Source organism: Bacillus sp. AFS053548 (genome assembly GCF_002575105.1).
In the GTDB taxonomy this organism is placed as follows: Bacteria; Bacillota; Bacilli; order Bacillales; family Bacillaceae_G; genus Gottfriedia.
The window spans coordinates 25,992-49,070 of record NZ_NUHI01000002.1; the positions used below are offsets into that span (position 1 = coordinate 25,992).

The 23,079-nt window shown below is 35.2% G+C and carries 17 protein-coding genes and 1 pseudogene; 17 read left to right on the forward strand and 1 reads right to left on the reverse strand.

The features are described from left to right. Positions 1-293: 293 nt before the first annotated feature. The 5 genes and pseudogenes from CN946_RS00620 to gatB all read left to right on the forward strand — a co-directional run. A pseudogene (locus tag CN946_RS00620) lies at positions 294-497 on the forward strand (FtsW/RodA/SpoVE family cell cycle protein); the annotation flags it as partial. A 343-nt stretch (positions 498-840) separates the two neighbouring features. After that, positions 841-1,365, forward strand: a complete 525-nt coding sequence (locus tag CN946_RS00625) for a deoxycytidylate deaminase (RefSeq protein ID WP_098429207.1) — start codon at positions 841-843, stop codon at positions 1,363-1,365. A 296-nt stretch (positions 1,366-1,661) separates the two neighbouring features. Beyond that, the gene (gene gatC, locus CN946_RS00630) at positions 1,662-1,952 is read left to right on the forward strand and encodes an Asp-tRNA(Asn)/Glu-tRNA(Gln) amidotransferase subunit GatC (protein WP_098859447.1); all 291 of its coding nucleotides are present in this window, start codon (positions 1,662-1,664) and stop codon (positions 1,950-1,952) included. A gap of 14 nt (positions 1,953-1,966) precedes the next feature. Then, a complete protein-coding gene (gatA, locus tag CN946_RS00635) occupies positions 1,967-3,421 on the forward strand; it encodes an Asp-tRNA(Asn)/Glu-tRNA(Gln) amidotransferase subunit GatA (protein ID WP_098859448.1) in 1,455 nt (484 codons plus the stop codon). Positions 3,422-3,436: 15 nt separating this feature from the next. After that, complete coding sequence (gene gatB / locus CN946_RS00640; RefSeq protein ID WP_098859449.1) at positions 3,437-4,867, forward strand: Asp-tRNA(Asn)/Glu-tRNA(Gln) amidotransferase subunit GatB; 1,431 nt, start codon at positions 3,437-3,439, stop codon at positions 4,865-4,867. A 61-nt stretch (positions 4,868-4,928) separates the two neighbouring features. On the opposite strand, the gene CN946_RS00645 is transcribed toward gatB, so the two are convergent. Beyond that, positions 4,929-5,396, reverse strand: a complete 468-nt coding sequence (locus CN946_RS00645; protein WP_098859450.1) for a formate/nitrite transporter family protein — start codon at positions 5,394-5,396, stop codon at positions 4,929-4,931. Between the two features lie 267 nt (positions 5,397-5,663). Here CN946_RS00645 and CN946_RS00650 point away from each other — a divergent pair, with 267 nt between their 5' ends. The 12 genes from CN946_RS00650 (at position 5,664) to CN946_RS00705 (ending at position 22,978) form a co-directional block, all read left to right on the forward strand. Then, positions 5,664-6,548, forward strand: a complete 885-nt coding sequence (locus tag CN946_RS00650; RefSeq protein ID WP_098859451.1) for a diacylglycerol kinase — start codon at positions 5,664-5,666, stop codon at positions 6,546-6,548. A gap of 109 nt (positions 6,549-6,657) precedes the next feature. Next, the gene (gene rlmD / locus CN946_RS00655) at positions 6,658-8,040 is read left to right on the forward strand and encodes a 23S rRNA (uracil(1939)-C(5))-methyltransferase RlmD (RefSeq protein WP_098859452.1); all 1,383 of its coding nucleotides are present in this window, start codon (positions 6,658-6,660) and stop codon (positions 8,038-8,040) included. A gap of 206 nt (positions 8,041-8,246) precedes the next feature. Beyond that, positions 8,247-9,230 carry a tRNA dihydrouridine synthase gene (locus tag CN946_RS00660; RefSeq protein ID WP_098859453.1) on the forward strand — a complete coding sequence of 328 codons (984 nt, stop codon included), beginning with the start codon at positions 8,247-8,249 and terminating at the stop codon, positions 9,228-9,230. Between the two features lie 363 nt (positions 9,231-9,593). Next, complete coding sequence (locus CN946_RS00665; RefSeq protein ID WP_098859454.1) at positions 9,594-10,511, forward strand: N-acetylglucosamine kinase; 918 nt, start codon at positions 9,594-9,596, stop codon at positions 10,509-10,511. 35 nt (positions 10,512-10,546) lie between these two features. Next, positions 10,547-11,674 carry a MupG family TIM beta-alpha barrel fold protein gene (locus CN946_RS00670; RefSeq protein WP_098859455.1) on the forward strand — a complete coding sequence of 376 codons (1,128 nt, stop codon included), beginning with the start codon at positions 10,547-10,549 and terminating at the stop codon, positions 11,672-11,674. Between the two features lie 25 nt (positions 11,675-11,699). Continuing rightward, positions 11,700-13,067 carry a nucleotidyltransferase family protein gene (locus CN946_RS00675; RefSeq protein ID WP_218012624.1) on the forward strand — a complete coding sequence of 456 codons (1,368 nt, stop codon included), beginning with the start codon at positions 11,700-11,702 and terminating at the stop codon, positions 13,065-13,067. Between the two features lie 33 nt (positions 13,068-13,100). Beyond that, the gene (locus CN946_RS00680) at positions 13,101-13,817 is read left to right on the forward strand and encodes an SIS domain-containing protein (RefSeq protein WP_098859456.1); all 717 of its coding nucleotides are present in this window, start codon (positions 13,101-13,103) and stop codon (positions 13,815-13,817) included. Between the two features lie 441 nt (positions 13,818-14,258). Further along, positions 14,259-16,199, forward strand: a complete 1,941-nt coding sequence (locus tag CN946_RS00685) for a BglG family transcription antiterminator (protein ID WP_098859457.1) — start codon at positions 14,259-14,261, stop codon at positions 16,197-16,199. Positions 16,200-16,367: 168 nt separating this feature from the next. Continuing rightward, positions 16,368-20,669 carry an InlB B-repeat-containing protein gene (locus tag CN946_RS00690; RefSeq protein WP_098859458.1) on the forward strand — a complete coding sequence of 1,434 codons (4,302 nt, stop codon included), beginning with the start codon at positions 16,368-16,370 and terminating at the stop codon, positions 20,667-20,669. A gap of 99 nt (positions 20,670-20,768) precedes the next feature. After that, positions 20,769-22,073, forward strand: coding sequence for a PTS cellobiose transporter subunit IIC (gene celB / locus CN946_RS00695; protein ID WP_098859459.1), 1,305 nt, complete (start codon positions 20,769-20,771; stop codon positions 22,071-22,073). 51 nt (positions 22,074-22,124) lie between these two features. Next, the gene (locus CN946_RS00700) at positions 22,125-22,640 is read left to right on the forward strand and encodes an RDD family protein (protein WP_025568868.1); all 516 of its coding nucleotides are present in this window, start codon (positions 22,125-22,127) and stop codon (positions 22,638-22,640) included. A gap of 29 nt (positions 22,641-22,669) precedes the next feature. Then, on the forward strand, positions 22,670-22,978 hold the full coding sequence (locus tag CN946_RS00705) for a PTS sugar transporter subunit IIB (protein ID WP_098859460.1): 309 nt from the start codon (positions 22,670-22,672) through the stop codon (positions 22,976-22,978). Positions 22,979-23,079 lie beyond the last annotated feature (101 nt).

Genomic DNA, 23,079 nt, shown 5'->3' on the forward strand with positions numbered 1-23,079 from the left:
ATAGAACTTTATTCGAAACATCAAGTTGTTCCGTAGTAAGTGCAATGAAGCAATTAGTATAATGGTTAAAAGAAATGAATGTTAGAGGACTTTGAGTATGAATCCTAAAAAAGATCTTTTAAAATCCTACGACTTTATAATGTTAATTTTAATGTTTTGTTTAATGTCTATTAGTATTGTTGCGATCTATTCGGCCAGTAAAAGTAGTCAGTATCAGGGAGGTTTCGTAGCAAGGCAAAGTGTTTTTTATTTAATTGGACTTACAATATCAAGCATGGTTTCAGTTACCGTTTATTGGTTCATTACAATTTCAAATCTTTCAGAATATAGGAATGACAATAGGCTTGCTACCCGTAACAGGTATTACACTACCATTTTTAAGTTATGGTGGAAGTTCATTATTATCAAATATGATATTAATAGGATTAACACAATCAGTCAGGAATTCTTATATTGGATACATTTTCTATAATTTAGAAGGAGAGAAGTATGGATAAAGAAATATTCGGTAAGAGAATGAAAATTTTACTATACATAGCAACTGGTTTGTTTTCGATTATCATTTTAAAATTGTTATACATTATAATAATTTAGAAAGAAAGTTTTTTTAATTAGGTGTTTTTAAAAAAAAAATTGTGAATCACTTTACAAAAGGTGCTAAATAATAAATATACCAGATTAGAATCAGCATCATTTTATAATGAATTAAGTATTTTGAAGGGCGTAAGTAAATTTAGGCTCTTTTTGTTATGCTCAATACTTTACTTCCAACTAAACCCTTCCCCATATTATTATGCTATAATTTTAAAGAAACGATAGTGAACAGAGAGAAGGGATCTCATGCAAATTTTACAGAGAATTATTCAATTAGTAGATTCAATTCCATTAGGAACTCGCGATGATTGGGACTCTTATTTTTTAGGACAGGCATTTATAACTTCTCTTCGTTCAACTTGTGGAAGTAGAAGGGTTGGAGCAGTTATTGTAAGTGATAATAGAATAATTGCTTCAGGGTATAATGGATATCCAAAAGGAGCTAAGCATTGTATTGATGGGGGATGTCCTCGCTTTGCTGCTCGTCAAGAAGGGTTATTAGATAGTGGTAAATACTCGGATCAGTATCCTTGTGATGCTTTCCACGCTGAAGAAAATGCAATTTATCAATTAGTACAATCAGGAATTCAAAAAACGAAAGGTGATAGTTGGACAATTTATTGTACAACTGCACCGTGTCGAGCTTGTGCAAAAATGATAAATGGAGCGGGGATAACTAGAGTTGTTTATAATGTAGGCTATCCGGATGATTATTCAATTGAGTATTTTAAAAAATATGGAATTGAATTAACAAGAATCCCTGCTGAATAAACTTTAGTCCATAATTAAACAAACGTTTGATTAATTTTATATGTAAGATGTAAGAATTTGATGTACAGACTGTTTGAAAGCGAATGTCTTTCGAGGTTCATTTAGCCTGGTGAGGAGCAGATTTATCCTATACGATAATAAGCTTATAGTTAGGTCAAGTAACCAAGAAAGAGAGCGTTTGGCGGACAGTCTGTAATTATTTTACTAGTATTTAAGTGGAATGTTGCCCGACACATGGGAAATTTGGTATTATCAGTATATTGTATGTTGTGCGAATAATATGGAGGTGCATATAAATGTCAAAAATTACAATGGAGCAAGTTAAGCACGTTGCTCATTTAGCGCGTTTAGCGGTTACTGAGGAAGAAGCAGAGAAGTTTTCAAAACAACTTGGAACAATTTTAGATTTTGCTGAGCAGTTAGGTGAACTTGATACAACAAATGTGAAACCAACTACACATGTTCTAAAAATGCGTAATGTATTACGTAAAGATGAGCCAGGTAAAGGTTTACTAATTGAAGAGGTACTGAAAAATGCACCAGACCACAAAGATGGACAAGTTAAAGTACCGTCAATATTGGATTAAGGGGGGAAATTAGAATGTCATTATTTGAATATACAGTTTCAGAATTACATAGCAAATTAAAATCAAAAGAGATTAAAGTAGAAGAATTAGTAAATGAATCTTATGAGCGAATTTCTGCAGTTGATGGTGAAGTAAAATCATTTTTAACTTTAAATGAAGAACAAGCGCGTCAACAAGCAAAAGCACTTGATGAAAAGCCTTGGGATGAGTCTCGTGGAATTCTTTCTGGTATGCCAATCGGTGTAAAAGATAATATCGTTACAAAGGGTCTTCGTACTACTTGTGCGAGTAAAATTCTTGAGAACTTCAATCCAATTTATGATGCGACAGTTGTAACGAAATTAGCACAAGCTGAAAGCATTACGATCGGAAAATTAAATATGGATGAATTTGCAATGGGTTCATCTAATGAAAATTCTGCGTTCGGTGGTACTCGTAACCCTTGGAATACTGAATACGTACCAGGCGGAAGTAGCGGTGGGTCAGCAGCTTCAGTTGCCGCTGGAGAAGTATTATTCTCTTTAGGTTCTGATACAGGTGGTTCAATCCGTCAACCAGCTTCTTTCTGTGGAGTTGTTGGTTTAAAACCTACATATGGGCGTGTATCTCGTTCTGGTTTAGTAGCATTTGCTTCTTCTCTAGACCAAATTGGCCCAATTACTAGAAATGTTGAAGATAATGCATTGTTATTACAAGCAATTTCAGGTTTAGATGCAAGTGACTCAACTTCAGCAAATGTAGAAGTTCCTTCATTTGCTAAGGCGTTAACAGGTGATGTAAAAGGTCTTCGTATCGCTGTACCTAAAGAATATTTAGGAGAAGGCGTTGGTGAAGAAGCTCGTGCATCTGTTATGGCTGCTTTAAATTTATTAGAAAGCTTAGGTGCTACTTGGGAAGAGGTTTCATTACCACACTCTAAATATGCATTAGCTACATATTATTTAATTTCTTCATCTGAAGCATCTGCTAACTTAGCTCGTTTCGATGGTATTCGCTACGGCCATCGTGCAGACGATGTAGAAAACTTAATTGATCTTTATAAGAAAACTAGAGCTGAAGGCTTTGGAGATGAAGTAAAACGTCGTATCATGTTAGGTACTTATGCATTAAGTTCTGGTTACTATGATGCTTACTATAAAAAAGCTCAACAAGTACGTACATTAATAAAAGAAGATTTCGAGAAAGTATTTGAAAACTATGATGTTATTATTGGCCCAACTACACCAACTCCTGCATTTAAAGTAGGCGAAAAAGTAAGTGATCCAATGACAATGTACGCAAATGATATTTTAACGATTCCTATTAACTTAGCGGGTGTACCTGCAATTTCTGTTCCTTGTGGTTTCCATAATGGTCTTCCATTAGGATTACAAATTATCGGTAAACATTTTGATGAGTCTACAATTTACAGAGTTGCCCATGCATACGAGCAAGCAACTGACTTTACAAAACAAAGACCACAACTATAAGGAGGCGCGGGAAAGATGAATTTTGAAACGATAATCGGTTTAGAAGTGCACGTAGAATTAAAAACAAAATCAAAAATCTTCTCACCAAGCCCTAATGCGTTTGGTGCAGAACCAAATACAAACACTGGTGTAATCGATTTAGGTTATCCAGGTGTGTTACCAGTATTAAATGAAGAAGCTGTAAACTTTGGTATGAGAGCAGCAATGGCATTAAATTGTGATATTGCTACTGAAACAAAGTTTGACCGTAAAAACTACTTCTACCCTGACAATCCAAAAGCTTACCAAATCTCTCAATTTGATAAGCCAATTGGTGAAAATGGATGGATTGAAATTGAAGTTGGAGGCAAAAAGAAACGTATCGGTATTACTCGTGTTCATTTAGAAGAGGATGCTGGAAAGTTAAATCATACAGATGAAGGATATTCATTAGTAGACTTTAACCGTCAAGGAACTCCATTAATTGAAATCGTTTCTGAGCCGGATATGAGAACTCCTGAAGAGGCTTATGCATATTTAGAAAAACTTAAGTCAATTATTCAATTCAGTGGGGTATCAGATGTAAAAATGGAAGAAGGCTCACTTCGTTGTGATGCTAATATTTCTTTACGTCCATTTGGACAAGAGAAATTCGGTACAAAAGCAGAATTAAAGAACTTAAACTCATTTGCTTTCGTTCAAAAAGGACTAGAGCATGAGCAAGTTCGCCAAGAAAAAGTATTATTATCTGGCGGAGTAATCCAACAAGAAACACGTCGTTACGATGAAGCTACAAAGACTACAATCTTAATGCGTGTAAAAGAAGGATCGGATGATTACCGTTACTTCCCAGAACCAGACTTAGTTGAACTATACATTGATGATGAGTGGAAAGAACGTGTTCGCCAAAGTATTCCGGAGCTTCCAGATGCTCGTCAAAAACGCTATGTAGAGCAATTAGGTTTACCAGCATATGATGCAATGGTATTAACTTTAACAAAAGAAATGTCTGATTTCTTCGATGACACTGTAAACAATGGTGCAGATGAAAAGTTAGCATCTAACTGGTTAATGGGTGAAGTTTCGGCATATTTAAATAAATCACAAAAAGAACTGCATGAAGTTGCTTTAACGCCTGAAAACTTATCAAGTATGCTTAAGTTAATTACAGACGGTACAATCTCTTCTAAGATTGCGAAAAAAGTATTCACGGAGTTAATCGAAAACGGCGGAGACGCAAATGAAATTGTAAAAGCGAAAGGTTTAGTACAATTATCTGATGAAGGCGCTCTTCGTAAAATCGTTATTGAAACTCTTGATGCTAACCCACAATCTATTGAAGACTTTAAAAATGGTAAGGACCGTGCTATTGGTTTCCTTGTTGGTCAAATGATGAAAGCGACTAAAGGCCAAGCGAATCCACCACTGTTAAATAAGATCTTAATGGAAGAAATTCAAAAAAGATAAGGTTTTTCAATGCAAAAAACTACGGGCTATAAGCTCCGTAGTTTTTTTGTACTGTTTAGGGTCAAAATGACTCAATAATATGGTTGGCTTGTTGGTGCATACAAAAGGATATCCACTTTACTGTTGGGTCATTATACAATCCTGTTATATGAATTAATAAAGAAAAACAACCAGCACCTAGTATATTTCCGATGTAAGTTATAAGCCATAGATGCAACACCTCTGGCCAATTCATCTTTCCTCTAATTGCAGTATAAGCAAAATAAAATATGTTTCCTATAAATAGATCAGCACCACCATATGCAATTAGAAGAATGGCGACAGTAATTGTTATAGCAGCCATTGGGTAGGCAAAAGGTGTATACGCAGCATGAAAGAAATGACCTGATTTAAATGCTACTATAACTCCGAAGCCTATAAACATACTAGCCATTATTGCTCTTAATAAAAAACGTAAAACACTATCTCGGTAAATTTTTAATTTTTTTAGAGCAAAATACTCTACATTCACGAACGGTTTGTTATCCATCTCATTATCAATCCTTAATTCTACTTTAATGTATTTATCATCAATATGTACTATAATGATTAAGTTGTTCAAAACGATAGAAAATTATAGCAAAGAAACGAATGTAATATAAATTTAATATAATATAATATAATAATGCTTTTCAATATGGGTTTGAACATGCTTTAGAAAGGTAAAAATAGATAAGTAAATGGAAAAAGTTTACTACAAAAACTTTTTAGGTTAGGATATAAGTTAGAGAACTTAAATAAATAAGTAGGATGGTTAATGATGAAACGTGCAAGAATTATCTACAACCCTACTTCTGGTCGTGAAATTTTTAAGAAAAAGCTTCCCGATGTGTTGCAATTGTTCGAGCAAGCGGGTTATGAAACCTCTTGTCATGCAACAACCGGTGCAGGTGATGCGACAATCGCAGCAAGAGAAGCATGTGAACGAAAATTTGATTTAGTTGTAGCTTGCGGTGGAGATGGAACACTTAATGAAGTCATTAGTGGTATGGCAGAACAAGAATATCGACCAAAGTTAGGATTAATCCCGGTTGGGACAACAAATGATTTTGCTAGAGCAATTGGTGTGAATGTTTCAATTATGGAAGCGGCTGAAGTCATAACAAATGGGCAAACTGTCCCCCTTGATATTGGAAGAGTCGATGATAAATATTTTGTAAATATTTTAGCTGCCGGTAAAATTACAGAATTAACATATGAAGTACCTAGTAAACTAAAAACAATGTTAGGACAACTGGCATATTATTTAAAAGGTATTGAAATGTTACCAAGAGTTAAGCCTACACGATTAAAAATTGAGTATGACGGAAAAGTATTTGATGAAGAAGCATTTTTGTTCTTATTATCGAATACAAATTCTGTTGGTGGATTTGAAAAAATTGCACCTGAAGCAAGTATTAATGATGGACAATTTGACTTATTAGTCTTAAAGAAATCAAATATAGCTGAAATCATCAGAGTATGTGCTCAGCTATTAAGTGGCCAGCATGTACAAAATGAACATGTTCTTTATACTAGAGCAAGCCACTTGAAAATTATGTCTGAGGATAAACTACTATTAAATATTGATGGTGAGTATGGTGGAGAAACACCATGTACTGTCGATATGCTTTACAACCACCTAGAAATCTATGTACCATAATAAGTGAAATAGTAGCAAATACTAGAAAAAGTAACCACGGTAGTTAACGTGGTTATTTATTTTGTATAATGAAATGGTTTAATAAAAGGTTGAAAGGTAGGTAAGGGACTTGTCGAAAAGAGTGTTACCTGTAGAAAAGAATCAATTTATAGATGTTGAATTTATCGATTTAACACATGAGGGACATGGAGTTGCAAAGGTAGAAGGATATCCGATCTTTGTACCAAATGGACTTCCAGGTGAAAAAGCACAAATTAAGGTGCTAAAAACAAGCAAAGGCTTTGGGTTCGGTAAAATTATAGAATTCCAAAAAGAAAGTGATGTACGAGTTGAACCGATTTGTTCGATTTACAATCAATGTGGTGGTTGTCAAACTCAACATATGAGCTATGAAGGCCAACTTGAGGCGAAACATAAACAAGTAGTAGAAGTTGTAAAACGAATTGGGAAACTTGATGACGTAGTAGTCCATCCAGTGTTAGGAATGGAAAATCCATGGAGTTACCGTAACAAAGCACAAGTTCCAGTAGGGGAACTAGAAGGTGGATTAGTTGTTGGTTTCTATCAAAAGAGAAGCCATGAAATTATTCCAATGAATGAATGCTACATTCAAGGAAAAGAAAATGATGAAATGATACAAGCTGTGAAAGATCTTTGTGAAGAATTAAAAATCGAGCCATACGATGAAGTTGGCCACAAAGGACTATTGCGTCATATTATGGCACGCTATGGATACTATACAAATGAATCTATGCTAGTTCTTGTTACTAATAAAGTGAACTTTGCTCAAAAAGACGAATTAATAGCTAGAATTGTTGAGAAATATCCAACAATTACCAGCATTATTCAAAACGTAAATAATGAAAAAACAAATGTGATTCTTGGAAATCAAACAATTGTATTATACGGAAGTGAAACAATCAAAGATAAAATTGGTGATATTACTTTTGAAATATCAGCTCGATCATTTTATCAAGTAAACCCTACACAAACTAAGGTTTTATATGATAAAGCACTCGAGTATACAAACTTAAACGGTAGTGAAACAGTTATTGATGCATACTGTGGAATCGGTTCAATATCTTTATTTTTAGCTCAAAAGGCTAAAAAGGTTTATGGTGTAGAAATTGTACCAGAAGCGATTGAAGATGCGAAACGAAATGCTAGGATTAACGAGATGACAAATGTTGAATTTGAAGTAGGGAAAGCCGAAGAAGTTATACCTAATTGGTACAAGCAAGGAATTACAGCGGAAGTATTAGTTGTAGACCCACCAAGAAAAGGTTGTGACGAGGCTTTATTAAATACAATCATTGATATGAAGCCAAGCAAAGTAGTTTATGTATCATGTAATCCTGCTACATTAGCAAGAGATTTACGAGTACTTGAAGACGGTGGTTATAAAACAGTAGAAATACAGCCAGTGGATATGTTCCCACATACTAGTCACGTAGAAGCTGTCGCGAAATTAGTACTTAAGGAAGGGAACTAACACTAAGTTTTTGAACCTAGTGTTCTTCTAAAGTTCTTCAGTTTTTTAGCAAAACTTTTATTAACTAAGATTACTGGATTGCCGGTTGATGGCATGAAGATAATAAGTGAATAACGATACAAGTGTAAGCAAGGGCATCTTGCTTTATAATTTTGGGATAGGAAATTGGACTAAGAATCCCATAATGAGAGGATTTGAAAATTAATATGAAAGATAATTTTTGGCGTGATTTACCACGACCATTTTTTGTGCTTGCACCGATGGAAGATGTGACAGACGTTGTTTTTCGCCATGTGGTGAGTAAAGCGGGTAGACCGGATGTATTTTTCACAGAGTTTACAAATTCGGATAGCTATTGTCACCCTGAGGGTATGAAAAGTGTGCGTGGCCGTTTGATTTTTACAGAAGATGAACAGCCAATGGTGGCACATATCTGGGGGGATAATCCTGAATATTTCCGTCAAATGAGTATTGGTATGGCAGAACTAGGATTTAAAGGAATCGATATTAATATGGGTTGCCCTGTACCGAATGTGGCATCAAGAGGGAAGGGGAGCGGTCTTATTCTGCGCCCAGACGTTGCTGCGGAACTTATTCAAGCAGCAAAAGCAGGCGGACTTCCTGTCAGCGTGAAAACGCGACTCGGTTTTAAGGAGGTAAATGAGTGGGAGGAGTGGTTAACGCATATTTTAAAACAAGATATCGCCAACCTTTCTATTCATTTACGTACAAGAGACGAAATGAGCCAAGTAGATGCGCATTGGGAGCTTATTCCAGAAATTAAAAAATTACGTGACCGCATCGCACCAAATACGCTTCTAACAATCAATGGAGACATTCCTGACCGTCAAATTGGACTACAGCTTGCCGAAAAATATGGTATTGATGGGGTTATGATCGGCCGAGGCATTTTTAAAAATCCTTTTGCTTTTGAAAAAGAGCCAAAAGAGCATAGCAGTAAAGAACATCTTGATCTTTTAAGACTGCAGCTTGATCTTCAAGATCAATATGCGGATGTATTGCCACGTTCAATCACAGGGCTTCATCGCTTTTTCAAAATTTATGTCAAAGGATTCCGCGGAGCTGGTGAATTAAGAAATCAATTGATGAACACGAAATCAACAGATGAAGTACGTGCAATGATTGATAACTTTGAGTCAAAGTATCTTGATGGAATATTGGAACTGTAAAAGTGTCAGCCTTGTGTTGGCAATTACATTCTGCACACATAAATAAAGTTTAAAAGTACTCTCTAGAGTAGACACTTTAAAAGTCTAGCTATAGGGTACTTTTTTTGTTTTCATTATACAATCTCCAAGTCTGAACTTTGACGCGTAGTTCACATTGAATAAGTGGTTTTTTTCCTTTACATGAAGAAAATATCCACCTAGTAAATGAGAAATGTTTACATTACAATTAATGCAACTATACATTCATAACAAATTTGAAAATTAAGATGAAATAAGAAACGAAAAAGAATGAAATTAAAGATATATGTATAAGTAGATTGATACGATAATTTATTAGCTTAACGAAAGGATGGTCAACAAATAATGAATAGATTGATAATCGGAATGGATGGCGGAGGAACGAAAACGAGAGTTATGGTCAAAGAACGCCTAGATGGAGAAACGTTATTTGATCAAAATTTTGGAATGTCAAATTATAACAACATCGGTGTAGAAGGGCTTAGACCAGTATTTAGTGAAATATATGAATCGCTTGTTTCTTATTTTGGAGAGCGTTTACAAAATGCGATTCTTGTACTAGGCTCTGCAGGAGTAGATCGACCGAAAGATATTGATATTTATTTGAATGCATTAAAAGAAAGTGGTTTTACTTGCCAGTTAGAAGTAGTGAATGATGCAGAAATTGCTCTTGTTGGTGGGAATGGAGATCGAAAAGATGCTTTGATGATTGCTGGAACTGGCTCCATTGTTATGGGAGTAGACTCAAAAGGAAATACTATACGCTCAGGCGGATGGGGCGGATTAATAAGTGATGAGGGTGGCGGTTTCCAAATCGGTTTACATGCAATCGCGGCTGTTATGAATGAGTACGACAAAGTAATTGCTCCAACTTCATTTACCGAAAAATTGCTCGCTCATTTTAAGTTGAATTCCCCGGAAGATTTTATGGATTTATTATACTTGGAAGATACAATTCCCGTAGATAAGGTAGCTTCATGTACGCCAATCGTTTTAGAAGCATGGGTAAAAGGTGACGAAGCTGCTCGTACAATTGTTGAAGGAGAACTAAACAAGTTGGTTCGTTTAGTCATTGGAATCAGCCGACAAATGGGTTCAATTAAATTCCGCCTATCTGTGGCAGGAAGTTTGTTGACGAAATCAGCTGAGTATTTCGATACGCTAAAGGAGAAGTTAAGTGTTGCTTTACCCCAAGTTGAACTTTCTGCACCTCTTTATGATCCAGTTTTTGGGGCCATCATTATTGGTGAGAAATACATTTAATTCAAAATAAAAATAGTAAGGAATGGGGATCGAATATGCGTGAAATAGGAATTAGTGTGTATCCCAACTTTTATCCTTTAGATCAAATCAAAGATTATTTAGAGAAGGCTAAATCATTAGGCTTTAAAAAGGTATTTGTTTCACTTATTTTAAATAATCATGGTTTTGAAGGTGCAATAAATGTAAATGCGGACACTTGGAATGAATTATTTGGTTATTGCAAGGAACTTAATATGACTGTGTCAGCTGATATGAATGATGAAGTTTTCAGTGAGTTGGGTTGTGCATTAACCGACCTTTCAGCATTACAGAATATGGGTATCACAAGGCTCCGCATCGATGGTGGGTTTACGAGTGAAGAAGTTGCGGTCCTTTCAAAAAATAAACAGGGAATTCAAATAGAAGTAAATGCTTCAATGTCTTCTTCTAATAATCAAAATGGAAACGCTTTACGCGAGTGTCGTGAGTTTTTAGAAACAATAGAACGAGAAGGAAATATCGGACAACTAACAGCTTGTCATAATTTCTTTCCTCTACCAGATACAGCATTGTCTTTAGAAGACATACGCTCAATTAACAATATGTTTGCTTTATTCGGTGTGCCAGTCGGTGGGTTTGTTGCTTCGCAGCTTTCTCCTAAAGATTTACACCATTTAGGGCATGGAGTTTGTACAATTGAAAAACACCGCTTTTTGCCTAGCCATATTGCCATGCTAGAGTTATTTGCAAATGGTTTTAATGATGTGTTAATTGGTGACTCATTTGCAGATTTTTCAGAGCTCACAGAAATGGCTAGATGTTACAAACAAGATTATATTGAAATTCCAGTTGTTTTTAATCAGTTTGTTCCCGAGCAGACAAAGGTGAAAATTAGCGAGCAGGTTCTTATTTCAAGAGTTGATCAACCAGCAAATCTCATTCGTGCAACTGATACAAGAGGAATGGAAGTACCTCATTGCTATTGTGCTCCAAGAGAGAAATATACAGTTTCTATATTAAATAATCGAAGTGCACAATATGAGGGAGAGGTACAAATTTCATTAAAAGATTTAGGACAATCCGTTGAACATAATGTCATTGGATTTGTTCATCCTTTTGCATACGATTTAATGCCGTATCTTTTAGCAGGCAAAAATAAATTTCGATTAGTTGAATATAAGTAAAAAAATTTATAGTCGAGGTATTAGTATGGTAAAAAGTGCAGTAATTCTTGCGGCAGGCAAAGGGAGTAAAATGAATCCTTTCAACGCAGTTCGCTCCAAAACAGCAATAAAAATCGCTGGTAAACCATTAATACGTTATAATATTGAATCCATTGTAGCAATGGGAATAGAAGAGATTATTGTTGTCGTTAATGAGGAACATCAAAGGGAGATAGAGAATCTTCTATTCGACATAGATAATGTACAGTTTGTAATTGATCAATCTAATTTAGGAAGTGCAGAAAGTTTAGTAAAGGGAGTTGAGAGACTTTCAAGTACTAATGAGTTTCTAGTTCTTTACGGCGATACGATCATCGAACAAAAGAATCTTGAGCAATTAGCTAATTCGAACAAACCTACTGTTTTGTTGAAAAAATTAGAAGAGTCATCAAGGAATTGGATTGGTGCGAGTATAAAGGATGGATTTGTTCAGTCAATCGGTGCTCATTACCGTGGTGAAAGTATTACCCATCAATTCGCAGGATTTCTTTTTGAAGAGTCATTACTAGATGAAGTGAAAAGAACGCCCGATTATTTTCCGAATGTAAAAGTCGGAGTGGGTGTTCCGAAAGAACGATACATCGAGGCTGCACTTCTAAATTCACTTGAGAAAACAAAATTACAAGCGATTGAGTGTAATGGCTATTTTTTTGATATAGATAAGCCTTGGCATATGTTAGAAGCGAATGAATATATGGTGAATCATTTTTGTAATGCAATAAAAGAGAACGAACTAGCAGAAGGGGCGACGATTTCTGAAAATGCAACCATTCATGGTCACGTAAAGCTTGGTAAGAATTCCTCAATTGGTGATCGAGTTGTCATTCACGGTAACCTAATTGTAGGTGATAATACAATCATAGATAATGGTGCGATTTTCAATGGTAATGCAATTATTGGCGATCATACTGCCATACGTAATTATTGTATGATTTATGATGGAGTTTCAATTGGAACACATTGTATATTCGATCATTGTGCAGAGTTCCTTGGTGGAATGGTAATGGATAAGGTATATCTTTACCACTATGGCGAGTTTTATGGCGCAATAGGTAGTCATACGGATATCGGTGCTGCAACAGTTTGTGGAACATTACGCTTTGATGATGGTGAAACTGAGCACGTTGTAAATGGACGAAAAGAAATACCTTTACATTTTTCAAATGCAGCTTATCTTGGTGATTATTGTAGAACTGGTGTGAATACGATTATTATGCCTGGATGTAAAATAGGTGCTTATAGTGTGCTCGGAGCAGGTGCAATCATCGATAAAGATATTGAACAAAATAGTCTTGTTTTCGTAAAACAAGATTTAGTTATAAAAAAATGGAGTGAAAAGAAGTACGGTTGGTAATTTTATTAAATCAATAAAAGAAGGTATTTATTTATGGAGAATTATTTTAAGTATGTGATGGCAAATCTCGAAAAACTATATACGACACAGAATCAAAATATTGACTATGCAGCAACTTGTATTTTTGAAGCCATTCAAAATGGTGGTCGCTTCCTTGTTACTGGTTCGGGTCATTCACATATGTTTGCAGAAGAATTTTATGTAAGAGCGGGTGGATTTGCGGGGGTCTCTCCAATTTTGCCTAATGAGTTTTTTTTACATGACCATCCATTAAAAAGTACTGTGATCGAACGAATAGAAGCTTATGCAAAGGTGATTTTTGATTTATACAAAATAAGCTCAAAGGATATTCTTGTGATTGCTTCCAATTCGGGAAGAAATGGAATGACTGTTGAACTGGCAAAAATGACACAGGAATGCGGTGCAAAGGTAATTGCTTTTACAAATCCAAATCATCCAGAAGGCTCAAAATCAAGACATAGTAGCGGAAAATATCTTTGCGATTTTAGTGATGTAGTTATAGATAATTGCACTGGACCTGGAGATGCTGCCTTTTATGTAGAAGAAGCAAATACAGGTATGGGGGCAACTTCAACAATGGCTGGAGCCTTTGTTGCTCAATCAATTTCTATATTATTAGCTAAAAAATATCATCAAGCTGGATTAAAACCACCTGTGTTTAAAAGTTCTAATGTAGATGGTGGAGATGAATGGAATAAAGAGTTGTTTGCTAAGTATTATGGTGTTTAATCATTAATCAAATATCATTAAAACCCCTGAAAAATTTATCTTAATTATTGACTCGCTTTTGCGTTCCCAGTTTATGGGAGCGCTTTTTCGTGTTTGAACGGATTCAAGTGTTAACCCTGTCTTACAAAATTTCTAATACGTTGTTAAGAAATGCTTAAAACAATAAAAAGCTATAACTCCTTGATCTTAGTGCTTTTAAAGCAATGTTAAGGTTTTTTTTGTATACAAAATAAAAACAATTGATTTGTACTAGTAAAATGTTCCTGTATTTTAAGATAGGACTTTGGTCGTATTATAGCTGTAGAAGGACATAAGACATATGAACTAAATGTTTTTGTTACAAATTGCGAACTATTTTGGAAAAATTCAAACTGTTAAATAGATTTACTGGAAAGTAAACTTAAAATACTAGATTAGGCATCTAGGTTGGTGAGGTGATGTATGCGGAGAGATCTAATTTTGCAATATTTGTACCAAAAAGGAAAATCACTTACTTCACAGGAACTTGAATCTGAATTCGCCATTTCAAATCGTACCTTGCGAAATGAATTGAAAGAATTAAACGCGATTGGAGAAAAGTCCGGATTTGTGATTCAGAAAAAACGTGGTGAAGGCTATTTACTTCATGTAGAAAACCAAGAACTGGTTCAAACATATATGAAAGAAATAGACGGGGCATTAGCACCAGATTTACCTCGCGTTCGAGTGAATAATATTATTATGCTTTTGCTTCAAACGACTGAGTTTCAAACAATCGATATGTTTGCTGATAGTCTAATGATTAGCAGATCGACAGTTTTTACCGACATGATTGAAGTTGAAAAGCAAGTAAGGATTTTTGATTTAAAAGTAGAAACAAAATCACGTTACGGAGTTCGTTTACTTGGGGATGAGACGAATTTTAGAAGAGCGTTTTCCTACTTCCTAAGTCAAAAAGAAACGGGATTATTAAAGAAGTCAAATTATCAAACTTTTGAGAAAGCGTTTCCGTTTGAGGAAATTCGAGCTGTTTTGAGTGAAGAAGTACAGAATAATCAACTGAAATTAAGTTATTTTGCACTTGAGAATATTTTAGTGCATATCCAAGTACTCTCGTTTCGAGTAACTCAACACAACTTTATCTTGCCTAATCAAGAAAAAAAGTTAGATGTTTCTCTAATCAAACCATCGTTTATGAATATAGCAAAAAGAATTTGTGAAATTCTTTCTGAACTATATCATGTCGTATTACCAGAGAGTGAAATCATCTATTTAGCTGCTCATATAAGTGGTAAATCGAGTGTAGACGATATTGAGGAATATGAAAAAAATGACTTAAAACAAAAACTAAAGAATTGTTTAGAAAGATTAGATCAAACATTCTTAACACAGTTTTCAGGTGATCAGCAACTTTTAAATACGATGATCATGCATATGTATCCATTGTTAAGAAGATTATATTTTAATTTAAAGCTTACGAATCCATTAATAGATGATGTTTATAGTAGGTATTCAGATGTGTTTATGATTGCTTTAAATTTTTCTGAAATGATAAAGGAAATATGGGGGTTCGAACTTTCTAGTGACGAAATGGGTTATATTACAATGCATTTAGCAGCTCACGTAGAAAGGGAGAAGCAAAAACAATTGAGTTCCTACAAAAAAATTCTACTATCTTACGGATTAGGAGCAGGTTCGGCTGAATTAATGAAAATGAAACTTGAGACACTTTTCCAAGGGGCAATCATTGACGTCGTTTTGTATAGTGAGCTTCAATTGTTAAATTTAGAAGATTATGACTTATTAGTTTCATCGACTTCGATTCCATTTGACAATATTTCGATTCCATATATTCAAGTAGCACCAATACTAACTGAAACGGATGTCCAAAGAATTCGTCGTACGCTTACAAGATACCCGGCTAATAAAGTTAAAGAAGATGTACCAACACTTTTATCTTTATTTCATACAGATTTGTTTTATATAGAAGAAAGCAAAGAGTCGTTTGACTACAAAGCCTTTATTAAAGAAAAGGCAAAAAGTGTTGTTGAACTAGGATTTGCAGCACCTAACTATCCAGCTTTAGTTGTCGACCGTGAAGAAAAAATTTCGACGATACTGCAAAATGGAATTGCTGCGCCACATGCATTAAAAATGGTTGCGATTCAGGATTCAATCAGTGTGGTGATTTTTAAAAATCCACCAACAATCGTTGGGAAAGTTGTACAAATCCTATTTTTAATTAATCTTCGTGCCGGAGATTTGTTTTTACACAAAGAGTTAAGTCGATTATTTCTACACTTAATGGATCACCCCGAGACGAAGCAAAAAGTATTAAAATCAAATAATTTCAACGATTTTCAATATGAAATTTCAAAAATCTTGTTTCAATACGGTTCGTAACGGTTTAGCGATCATTCGAAATAAAATACGTAGGATGATCGCTAATAGAAACGAATCAACTTCATGTTATCATTTGTCCTTTTTAGATAATCTTGAAAACGGTTACTTGTAAAAAAAAGGATCTTCGATTAGAAAATTAATTAAAAAAATTATTTTGGAGGAAGATAAATGAAAAGAAATAAATGGTTTTTAGGTAGAGCACTTCCAGCTTCTGTACTAGCGGCATCAATGTTTGCAACTCCATTTAGTGGCGTTGTTGCAAAAGCGGCACCAACTATTTCAACTCAATCAGTAGCGCCGATTTCAACTGGCAATAAGATTTTTATGAATACTACACAAATCACTCATGCAAAACCAAGTGGATTAGATACAACAAAGCCAGTAAAATGGACAACTTCTGATCCATACGTTGCATATGTTGACACGATTGGTAACGCAAAAGGTGATTACAGCGGAAAGATTTTAGGTGTATCTGGCGGATCTGCAATCATCACAGGTACTGGAGTAGATTTAAGTGGTAATGCAGCTACTGTGAATATTACGGTTTCTGTAATTGAGACGCAGGCATCTACTAATCTTGAAAAGGTAGTTTACTATTACAATGCGGGAGATTCAAAAATTCCTTCTGCTCTTTCATCATCTAATTTGCAAACAACAAATATTCCAACTGCTCCATCAGGAACTAAGTTTCCTTCAAAAAACTATGTTGGCTATGTTAATGGAGAAAATGGCGTAAAATGGTTAGTTTCAAAGGATACTTTAATTAAGTCAAATGGTAACGTTAATTTTGGTGAAGAGAAAGATCATCCTATCACTACTGGTATCGTATCCGATGCAATTACTCTATATGATCCAAACTTAGCTCCGGCTGATCAAATTCAATATTTACAAGGTGGAAGATATATTCCTCAAACTGGTGAAAATTCAGGTTCAGGAGTCGATAAAAACGGAAACCCGACTCAATTTAACGCCAAAGAAGTAATTACAAACATTATGTCTGATGGAAATAATGGTCTTTGGATTCTAGGCGAAAAAGGAAATGCTACTCATATTGTAAGAAAAAAAATGTCTCTAATGGGCAAATCATTAGTTCAAGAAGAAATTTCTAGAAACTATGCAGATCGATTTGGATTCCAATCTGGTTCTATGAGCTTTGCTAATAAGGATAATATGATTAAAGCTCTTATGACCGCAGATAAAGATGCTATAAGCTCAATTTCTGATACGGATAATGATGGATTATGGACAACAATGTACGCTTCAGGTGAAATTTGGAGATACAACTACATGAAAGAAAACTTTGGTGAAAAAGATGCTAGGACAATAGATGCTAAAGCTTCTGCTATTCGCGCTGTTGAAGCTATTGTAACGCTTGGTTATGTATCTGGAACGCAGTTAAAGGTACCTTCAAAAGACAATGTTAACGATGTTGTTTATGTTGTTACAGCACTAGGTGGCAAAGTAACGACGATTGATGAAGGTAAGAAGTGGCTTGCAGATAACGAAGGTAAACCAGTATTCGTTGATAATGATGGGAATTATACGTTAGACACAACAGGAAAACCTGCTTCTGCTGGCTTCTTTGCTAGATCATATAAAGTAGAAGGCAGCAACAATGGCTCTACGACTGCAGAAAGCAAATCATGGGATCAAGCTTGGCTTCAAAAAAGTGCAGGAACTACTAAAGATGTAAACGGGAATACAGTTAAATATTCTGTTCCAGGTAAAATCAGTGGAGGAACTGCTGGAATCAAGGCTTATGACACTGTTGCGGTACCGCCACGTTTAACGAATATTGTAAATGAACAAAATCCTAATTTAGATGATGCAACAAAAGCTTTAGACTCTAACAAAGTCTTTTATAAAGCAACTACATCTACAGACGAATTAGTAGGTCATTACTTTACATTAGACCTAGCTTATAACACGTTTAAAGATAGTGATCCTGAGTTAGCGGCTCTTGTGAAAAATGATTTAATTAACCATACAAATGCAATGGTTTTAAACAACTATTATCAAGTAAGTGTTACTGGGGAGAACCCAATTGAATCTCGTTTCAACGGAACAGCACCTGGAGATGGATTAAATGCTCCTTCAGCTCCAACTAAGTGGGCTAATTTAAATCCAGAATTCCTTGATGGTGTATCAAATGCATGGGATAGAAATGACTACGAAGATGGTCCATTAAATGCAACATTGGCATTACAGATGCTTGTAGCTGCAAGAGATATGGGCGGTTATACGCCAGCAGAAAAAGCTGCACTTGAAGCACAAGGTGTTGCAGTAATTTCTCCGCTTGATTTTGCAAATGAATACAAAGTAATGAATGGTGTGAAAGCATCTACAACAGCTTCAGAGCACAATGATTATGAAACAAGATATCCAAAGTCTTATAACTCAACTTCATTACTTGATATGTCATTACAATACCACTCTAGATACTTTGGTATCTCTGCTCATAACGGAGACGATATTGGCGTAAGTGGTGTATCTTATGAATCATACATGAACTATTCTGATGAAGAAGAAGCTTCACTAGCATATTACACACTATCTCACCATGCAGAGAAAATGAATGCTAAAGGGATCTTAGATGGCATGAACCAATGGTGGTTCAATGAAAAGAGAGAGAAAAATCCATTTATGTCAACTTTCTATGCAGCTTCTCTAGGTGCAATGAAAGAAAAAGGATTTAGTATCGGAAGTTCAACGGTTGACCTTGCAGGCTCAACATGGCAAATGACTCGTATACCAAATAACTTCATGAACTGGGATGTTCTATCTGCAAACAGAAATGACGTAACACACGTGACACCTGATTTAATGGTTGATCAATTAATCCCACGTGATGAAGTAATGATGTCTAAATACAATACAAATATTTTCGGAACGATGGACCGAAGAACAATTGATTCTGGTAACAGCTTATCAATGGAATCTTCAACTGTAACATCTATGCCTTATTGGTTAACTCAAAACCCTGAGGATGCTGCGTATGTAGAAGATTTAGGATCAAAAGTTACTGCGCCAGTAAATAACGGAACAGAAAGTATTAATTATCCAACGAATGTAGCAGCTATGAATCCAAACGCTAAATATAACGAAGACACACATACATTTACGATTAATGTTGGTGACTCAGTTAAATTGGATGCTAAAACTACAGGATATACGAACAATGTAGCGTGGTTAACGAATTCTTGGGATTTAGCTGGATATAGCAATGGATTACCAACGCAAATCAATGCTGATTCAAATGTATCTCAAGTTCTTGATTTAAGAACATTAGCAGCTTACGGTGAAGTTGGTAATGTAAGTGCAGCAGGAATTAGTGTAGATGGTGTGCACTATGGTTCATACGCAACTGCTTTAAGACCAGGAACTAGTACAGTTACGGGCTATGTGATCGACGGATTCTTTAGAACACCGAAAAAAATCACTTACACAATCAAAGTTGTTGATCCGATGAAATCAGCTGAAAAAATTGCACCTACTGGGCTTGACAAGAACTCATTTGCTTACCCAACTTGGTTAAAAGATGCAATGGCTGAAAAAGGATTAAATACAGATGGAAATAAATATGTAGAAGTTAGCTACGAATCATCTTCACCAGACGATGTTGCTGTTGATGCGGATGGAAAAGTAACGTACAACACTGATAAACCAGCTAACATCACTGCAACGGTTGTATACTCTGGAATGACATTGAACGGAGAAGCGCAATTTGCAAATGATAGCCACGTGATGACTTTTGTACGCACAGTATCTAAAGATGCAAAACAAACAGTTTCATTTAATTCACAAGGTGGATCTGCAGTAGATCCAATAACTGCAACTTACAATGAAGCGATTACATCTCCAACACCAACAAAAACAGGTTATACATTCCTTGGTTGGTATAAAGATGCTTCATGTACTCAAGCATGGAACTTTGCAACTGATAAAGTAACAGCATCTACTACACTTTACGCTAAATGGGGTATTGGTAAATACACAGTAACATTTAACAGTAAAGGTGGATCTAACGTAGCAACTTTAACAGGAAACTATGATTCTATCATTGCAAAACCAGCTAACCCAACGAAAAAAGGATTTGTCTTTGCTGGATGGTACAAAGATGCAGGACTTAAATCTGCATGGAACTTTGCAACTGATAAAGTAACAGCAAATACAACGCTTTACGCAAAATGGGATGTTGCTAAAGCAACAGGGCTAAAAGCAACAAAAGCAAGTACTACTTCAATTAAAGTAAATTGGACTGGAGTAAGTGGTGTTTCTGGTTATGAAATCGTTCGTGCTACAAAAAGCGATTTCTCTGATCAAACAACAAAAACAACTACAACTGGAACATATACTGCAACAGGATTAGTTAAAGGTAAAACTTACTACTTTAAAGTTCGTGCTTTCACTCTTGATGGAAAAGTTAAAGTTTACGGTAGTTACACAACTGTTATTAAATTCAAACTTTAAATCTTAATTTTAAAAAAGAAATAAATTCTAAAAGGGATCTTGGTATATGGGGAATTACTGATTTACCAAGATCCTAATTCCTAGAGAGGGGATAAAGAAATGAACAGCAGCTTTTTTGAAAAAAAATTCTTACCGATCGCTTCGAAAATAGGTAATCAAAGACACTTACTTGCTTTGCGTGATGGTATTATGTTTGCCATGCCACTAATGATTATTGGTTCATTTTTCATTATCGTAGCTTGGTTAGAAGCAGATTGGTATCAAAACTTCATGGCAAAAGTATTTGGCGAAAATTGGAATGCTTTTGGAGACATCGTTTATAACGGTTCAATGGGGATTATCGCATTAGTTGCAGTATTTGGCGTAGCGTATTCCTTAGCAAGTAGTTATAAGGTAGATAAAAAGAATATTGATGGAGTTCCAGCTGGGGTATTAGCATTAGCAAGTTATTTAATTGTTAATATTATGAGCACTTTCAAAGATGGTAAGGAAACTGTATCTGCATGGTCACCTGATCTTTTTGGTGCACAATACTTGTTTGTTGGATTAATCATTGCAATTATTACTGCTGAAATTTATCGTTACTTCTTACAAAAGAAGATTATCATCACTTTACCAGATACAGTGCCGCCAACAGTGTCACGCTCATTTACGGCTCTTATTCCTGGCTTTGTGATTATCCTTTTCTTCTTACTAGTTCGATACGGATTTAGTCATACAGGCTGGGGAGATTTTGCAACGTTTGTTCATAAAGTTGTGACACAGCCATTTACGATTTTAGGTTCAACTTATGTTGGTACACTTGTCGCATGTTTAATGGAACACCTTTTATGGAGTTTTGGTATCCACGGTTCATCAATCATCACTTCTGTTATGGAACCAATTTGGATTACAAATGCAGATGCAAACTTAGAAGCACTTAAAGCAGGTAAAACGTTACCACATATCATTACGTATACATTCTATGAGAATGGAATTTGGATGGGTGGATCTGGTGCTACTTTACCAGTTGCAATCTATATGACATTTTTAGCTAAGTCAAAACTTCTTAAGAAGGTAGGACGTCTAGCAATTGGGCCATCTATCTTTAACGTTAATGAGCCAATTATGTTTGGTGTTCCAATTGTTTTAAATCCATTTTTAATGATTCCTTATATTCTAGCTCCAGTAGCAGTATTAACAATAACGTACTTTGGTACGGCAATGGGAATTTTCCCGCATACAACTGGAACAATCATCCCGTGGACAACACCTTATTTCATAAGTGGTTATCTAATGACGGGTGGTAAGATTATGGGTGTAGTCATGCAATTGGTAGCTTTTGCAGTGGCTTCGATCATTTGGTTCCCATTCATTCGAATTTGGGATAAGAAAAATTTAGAAATGGAGAAAGCTAGTAAATAATTCTCCAAAGCAAATAGATGGATAATTGATTAGAAGAAGGGACTAAATCTTATGGAAAATCGACAAAAAATTATAACTTCGTTTCGATTAAAAAGAATCGGTGCCTTTGCCATAGATGCAATAATTGTTTCAATCATCTTGTCAATTGTGTATCGAATCACGGGACTTCCAAACTTTCCAGGAGTTCTGGCAAATATGATTGAGCTTCAAAAATCAACTGCTAGTCAAGATGCAGCTGTAAAGGTAATGGCTCTTTTTAATGAAGCATTTCTTCAATCGCTTATAATCTATTTTTGTTATGACGTCTTAACAACCTTATTGTTAAGAGGATCGACAATTGGAAAGAAGATCTTTCGATTGAAGTTAACACGCATTAATAATAAAAAGGGAATACTTCCTTATGTATTGCTAGTGATTGTTAGAAGTTTCTTTAAGTTTTTGACGATGTTTATTTTTCAAGGTCTCCCTTTCTTCTTATCCGTTATTAGCATGTTTGCCAATAAAAAATCATTAGCTGTTCATGATCGAATTGGTCGATTTGTCGTTATAAATAAGAATGAAATATAAAAAACTTACTAAAGAAAGAGGAAATCATCATGAATATCTTACTTTGCTGTGCTGCAGGCATGTCAACAAGTCTAATCGTTTCTAAAATGGAAAAAGTTGCTGATTCAAAAGGGATTTCAGCACGCATTTGGGCAGTTTCTGAATCAGTTGTTCGCTCAGAAATCGATGAAGCTGATGTGTTATTGTTAGGTCCACAAGTACGTTTCCTTTTAGGAGAAATGGAAGAAATCTGTGAAGAGAAAAACATTCCAGTTGAAGTAATTAATATGATGAATTACGGCATGTGTGATGGTGAAGCGATCTTAGAGCAAGCTATCAATTTAATTGAAAATAAGTAGTAATTGTTGAGAAATGACTTTTCTGATCTTTACTCAAGAAAAATACGATGAATACCTTTTAGGTTTATAACTTTGAAATTAATAACCGCGGGGTTATGACG

Bases quoted from the DNA above. Each gene is read 5' to 3' on its own strand.
- CN946_RS00705 (WP_098859460.1), top strand. From the start codon at position 22,670: ATGAATATCTTACTTTGCTGTGCTGCAGGCATGTCAACAAGTCTAATC.
- CN946_RS00625 (WP_098429207.1), top strand. From the start codon at position 841: ATGCAAATTTTACAGAGAATTATTCAATTAGTAGATTCAATTCCATTA.
- CN946_RS00650 (WP_098859451.1), top strand. From the start codon at position 5,664: ATGATGAAACGTGCAAGAATTATCTACAACCCTACTTCTGGTCGTGAA.
- CN946_RS00700 (WP_025568868.1), top strand. From the start codon at position 22,125: ATGGAAAATCGACAAAAAATTATAACTTCGTTTCGATTAAAAAGAATC.
- celB (WP_098859459.1), top strand. From the start codon at position 20,769: ATGAACAGCAGCTTTTTTGAAAAAAAATTCTTACCGATCGCTTCGAAA.
- CN946_RS00670 (WP_098859455.1), top strand. From the start codon at position 10,547: ATGCGTGAAATAGGAATTAGTGTGTATCCCAACTTTTATCCTTTAGAT.
- CN946_RS00685 (WP_098859457.1), top strand. From the start codon at position 14,259: ATGCGGAGAGATCTAATTTTGCAATATTTGTACCAAAAAGGAAAATCA.
- CN946_RS00665 (WP_098859454.1), top strand. From the start codon at position 9,594: ATGAATAGATTGATAATCGGAATGGATGGCGGAGGAACGAAAACGAGA.
- CN946_RS00660 (WP_098859453.1), top strand. From the start codon at position 8,247: ATGAAAGATAATTTTTGGCGTGATTTACCACGACCATTTTTTGTGCTT.
- CN946_RS00680 (WP_098859456.1), top strand. From the start codon at position 13,101: ATGGAGAATTATTTTAAGTATGTGATGGCAAATCTCGAAAAACTATAT.
- gatA (WP_098859448.1), top strand. From the start codon at position 1,967: ATGTCATTATTTGAATATACAGTTTCAGAATTACATAGCAAATTAAAA.
- CN946_RS00645 (WP_098859450.1), bottom strand. From the start codon at position 5,396: ATGGATAACAAACCGTTCGTGAATGTAGAGTATTTTGCTCTAAAAAAA.
- gatC (WP_098859447.1), top strand. From the start codon at position 1,662: ATGTCAAAAATTACAATGGAGCAAGTTAAGCACGTTGCTCATTTAGCG.
- CN946_RS00690 (WP_098859458.1), top strand. From the start codon at position 16,368: ATGAAAAGAAATAAATGGTTTTTAGGTAGAGCACTTCCAGCTTCTGTA.
- gatB (WP_098859449.1), top strand. From the start codon at position 3,437: ATGAATTTTGAAACGATAATCGGTTTAGAAGTGCACGTAGAATTAAAA.
- CN946_RS00675 (WP_218012624.1), top strand. From the start codon at position 11,700: ATGGTAAAAAGTGCAGTAATTCTTGCGGCAGGCAAAGGGAGTAAAATG.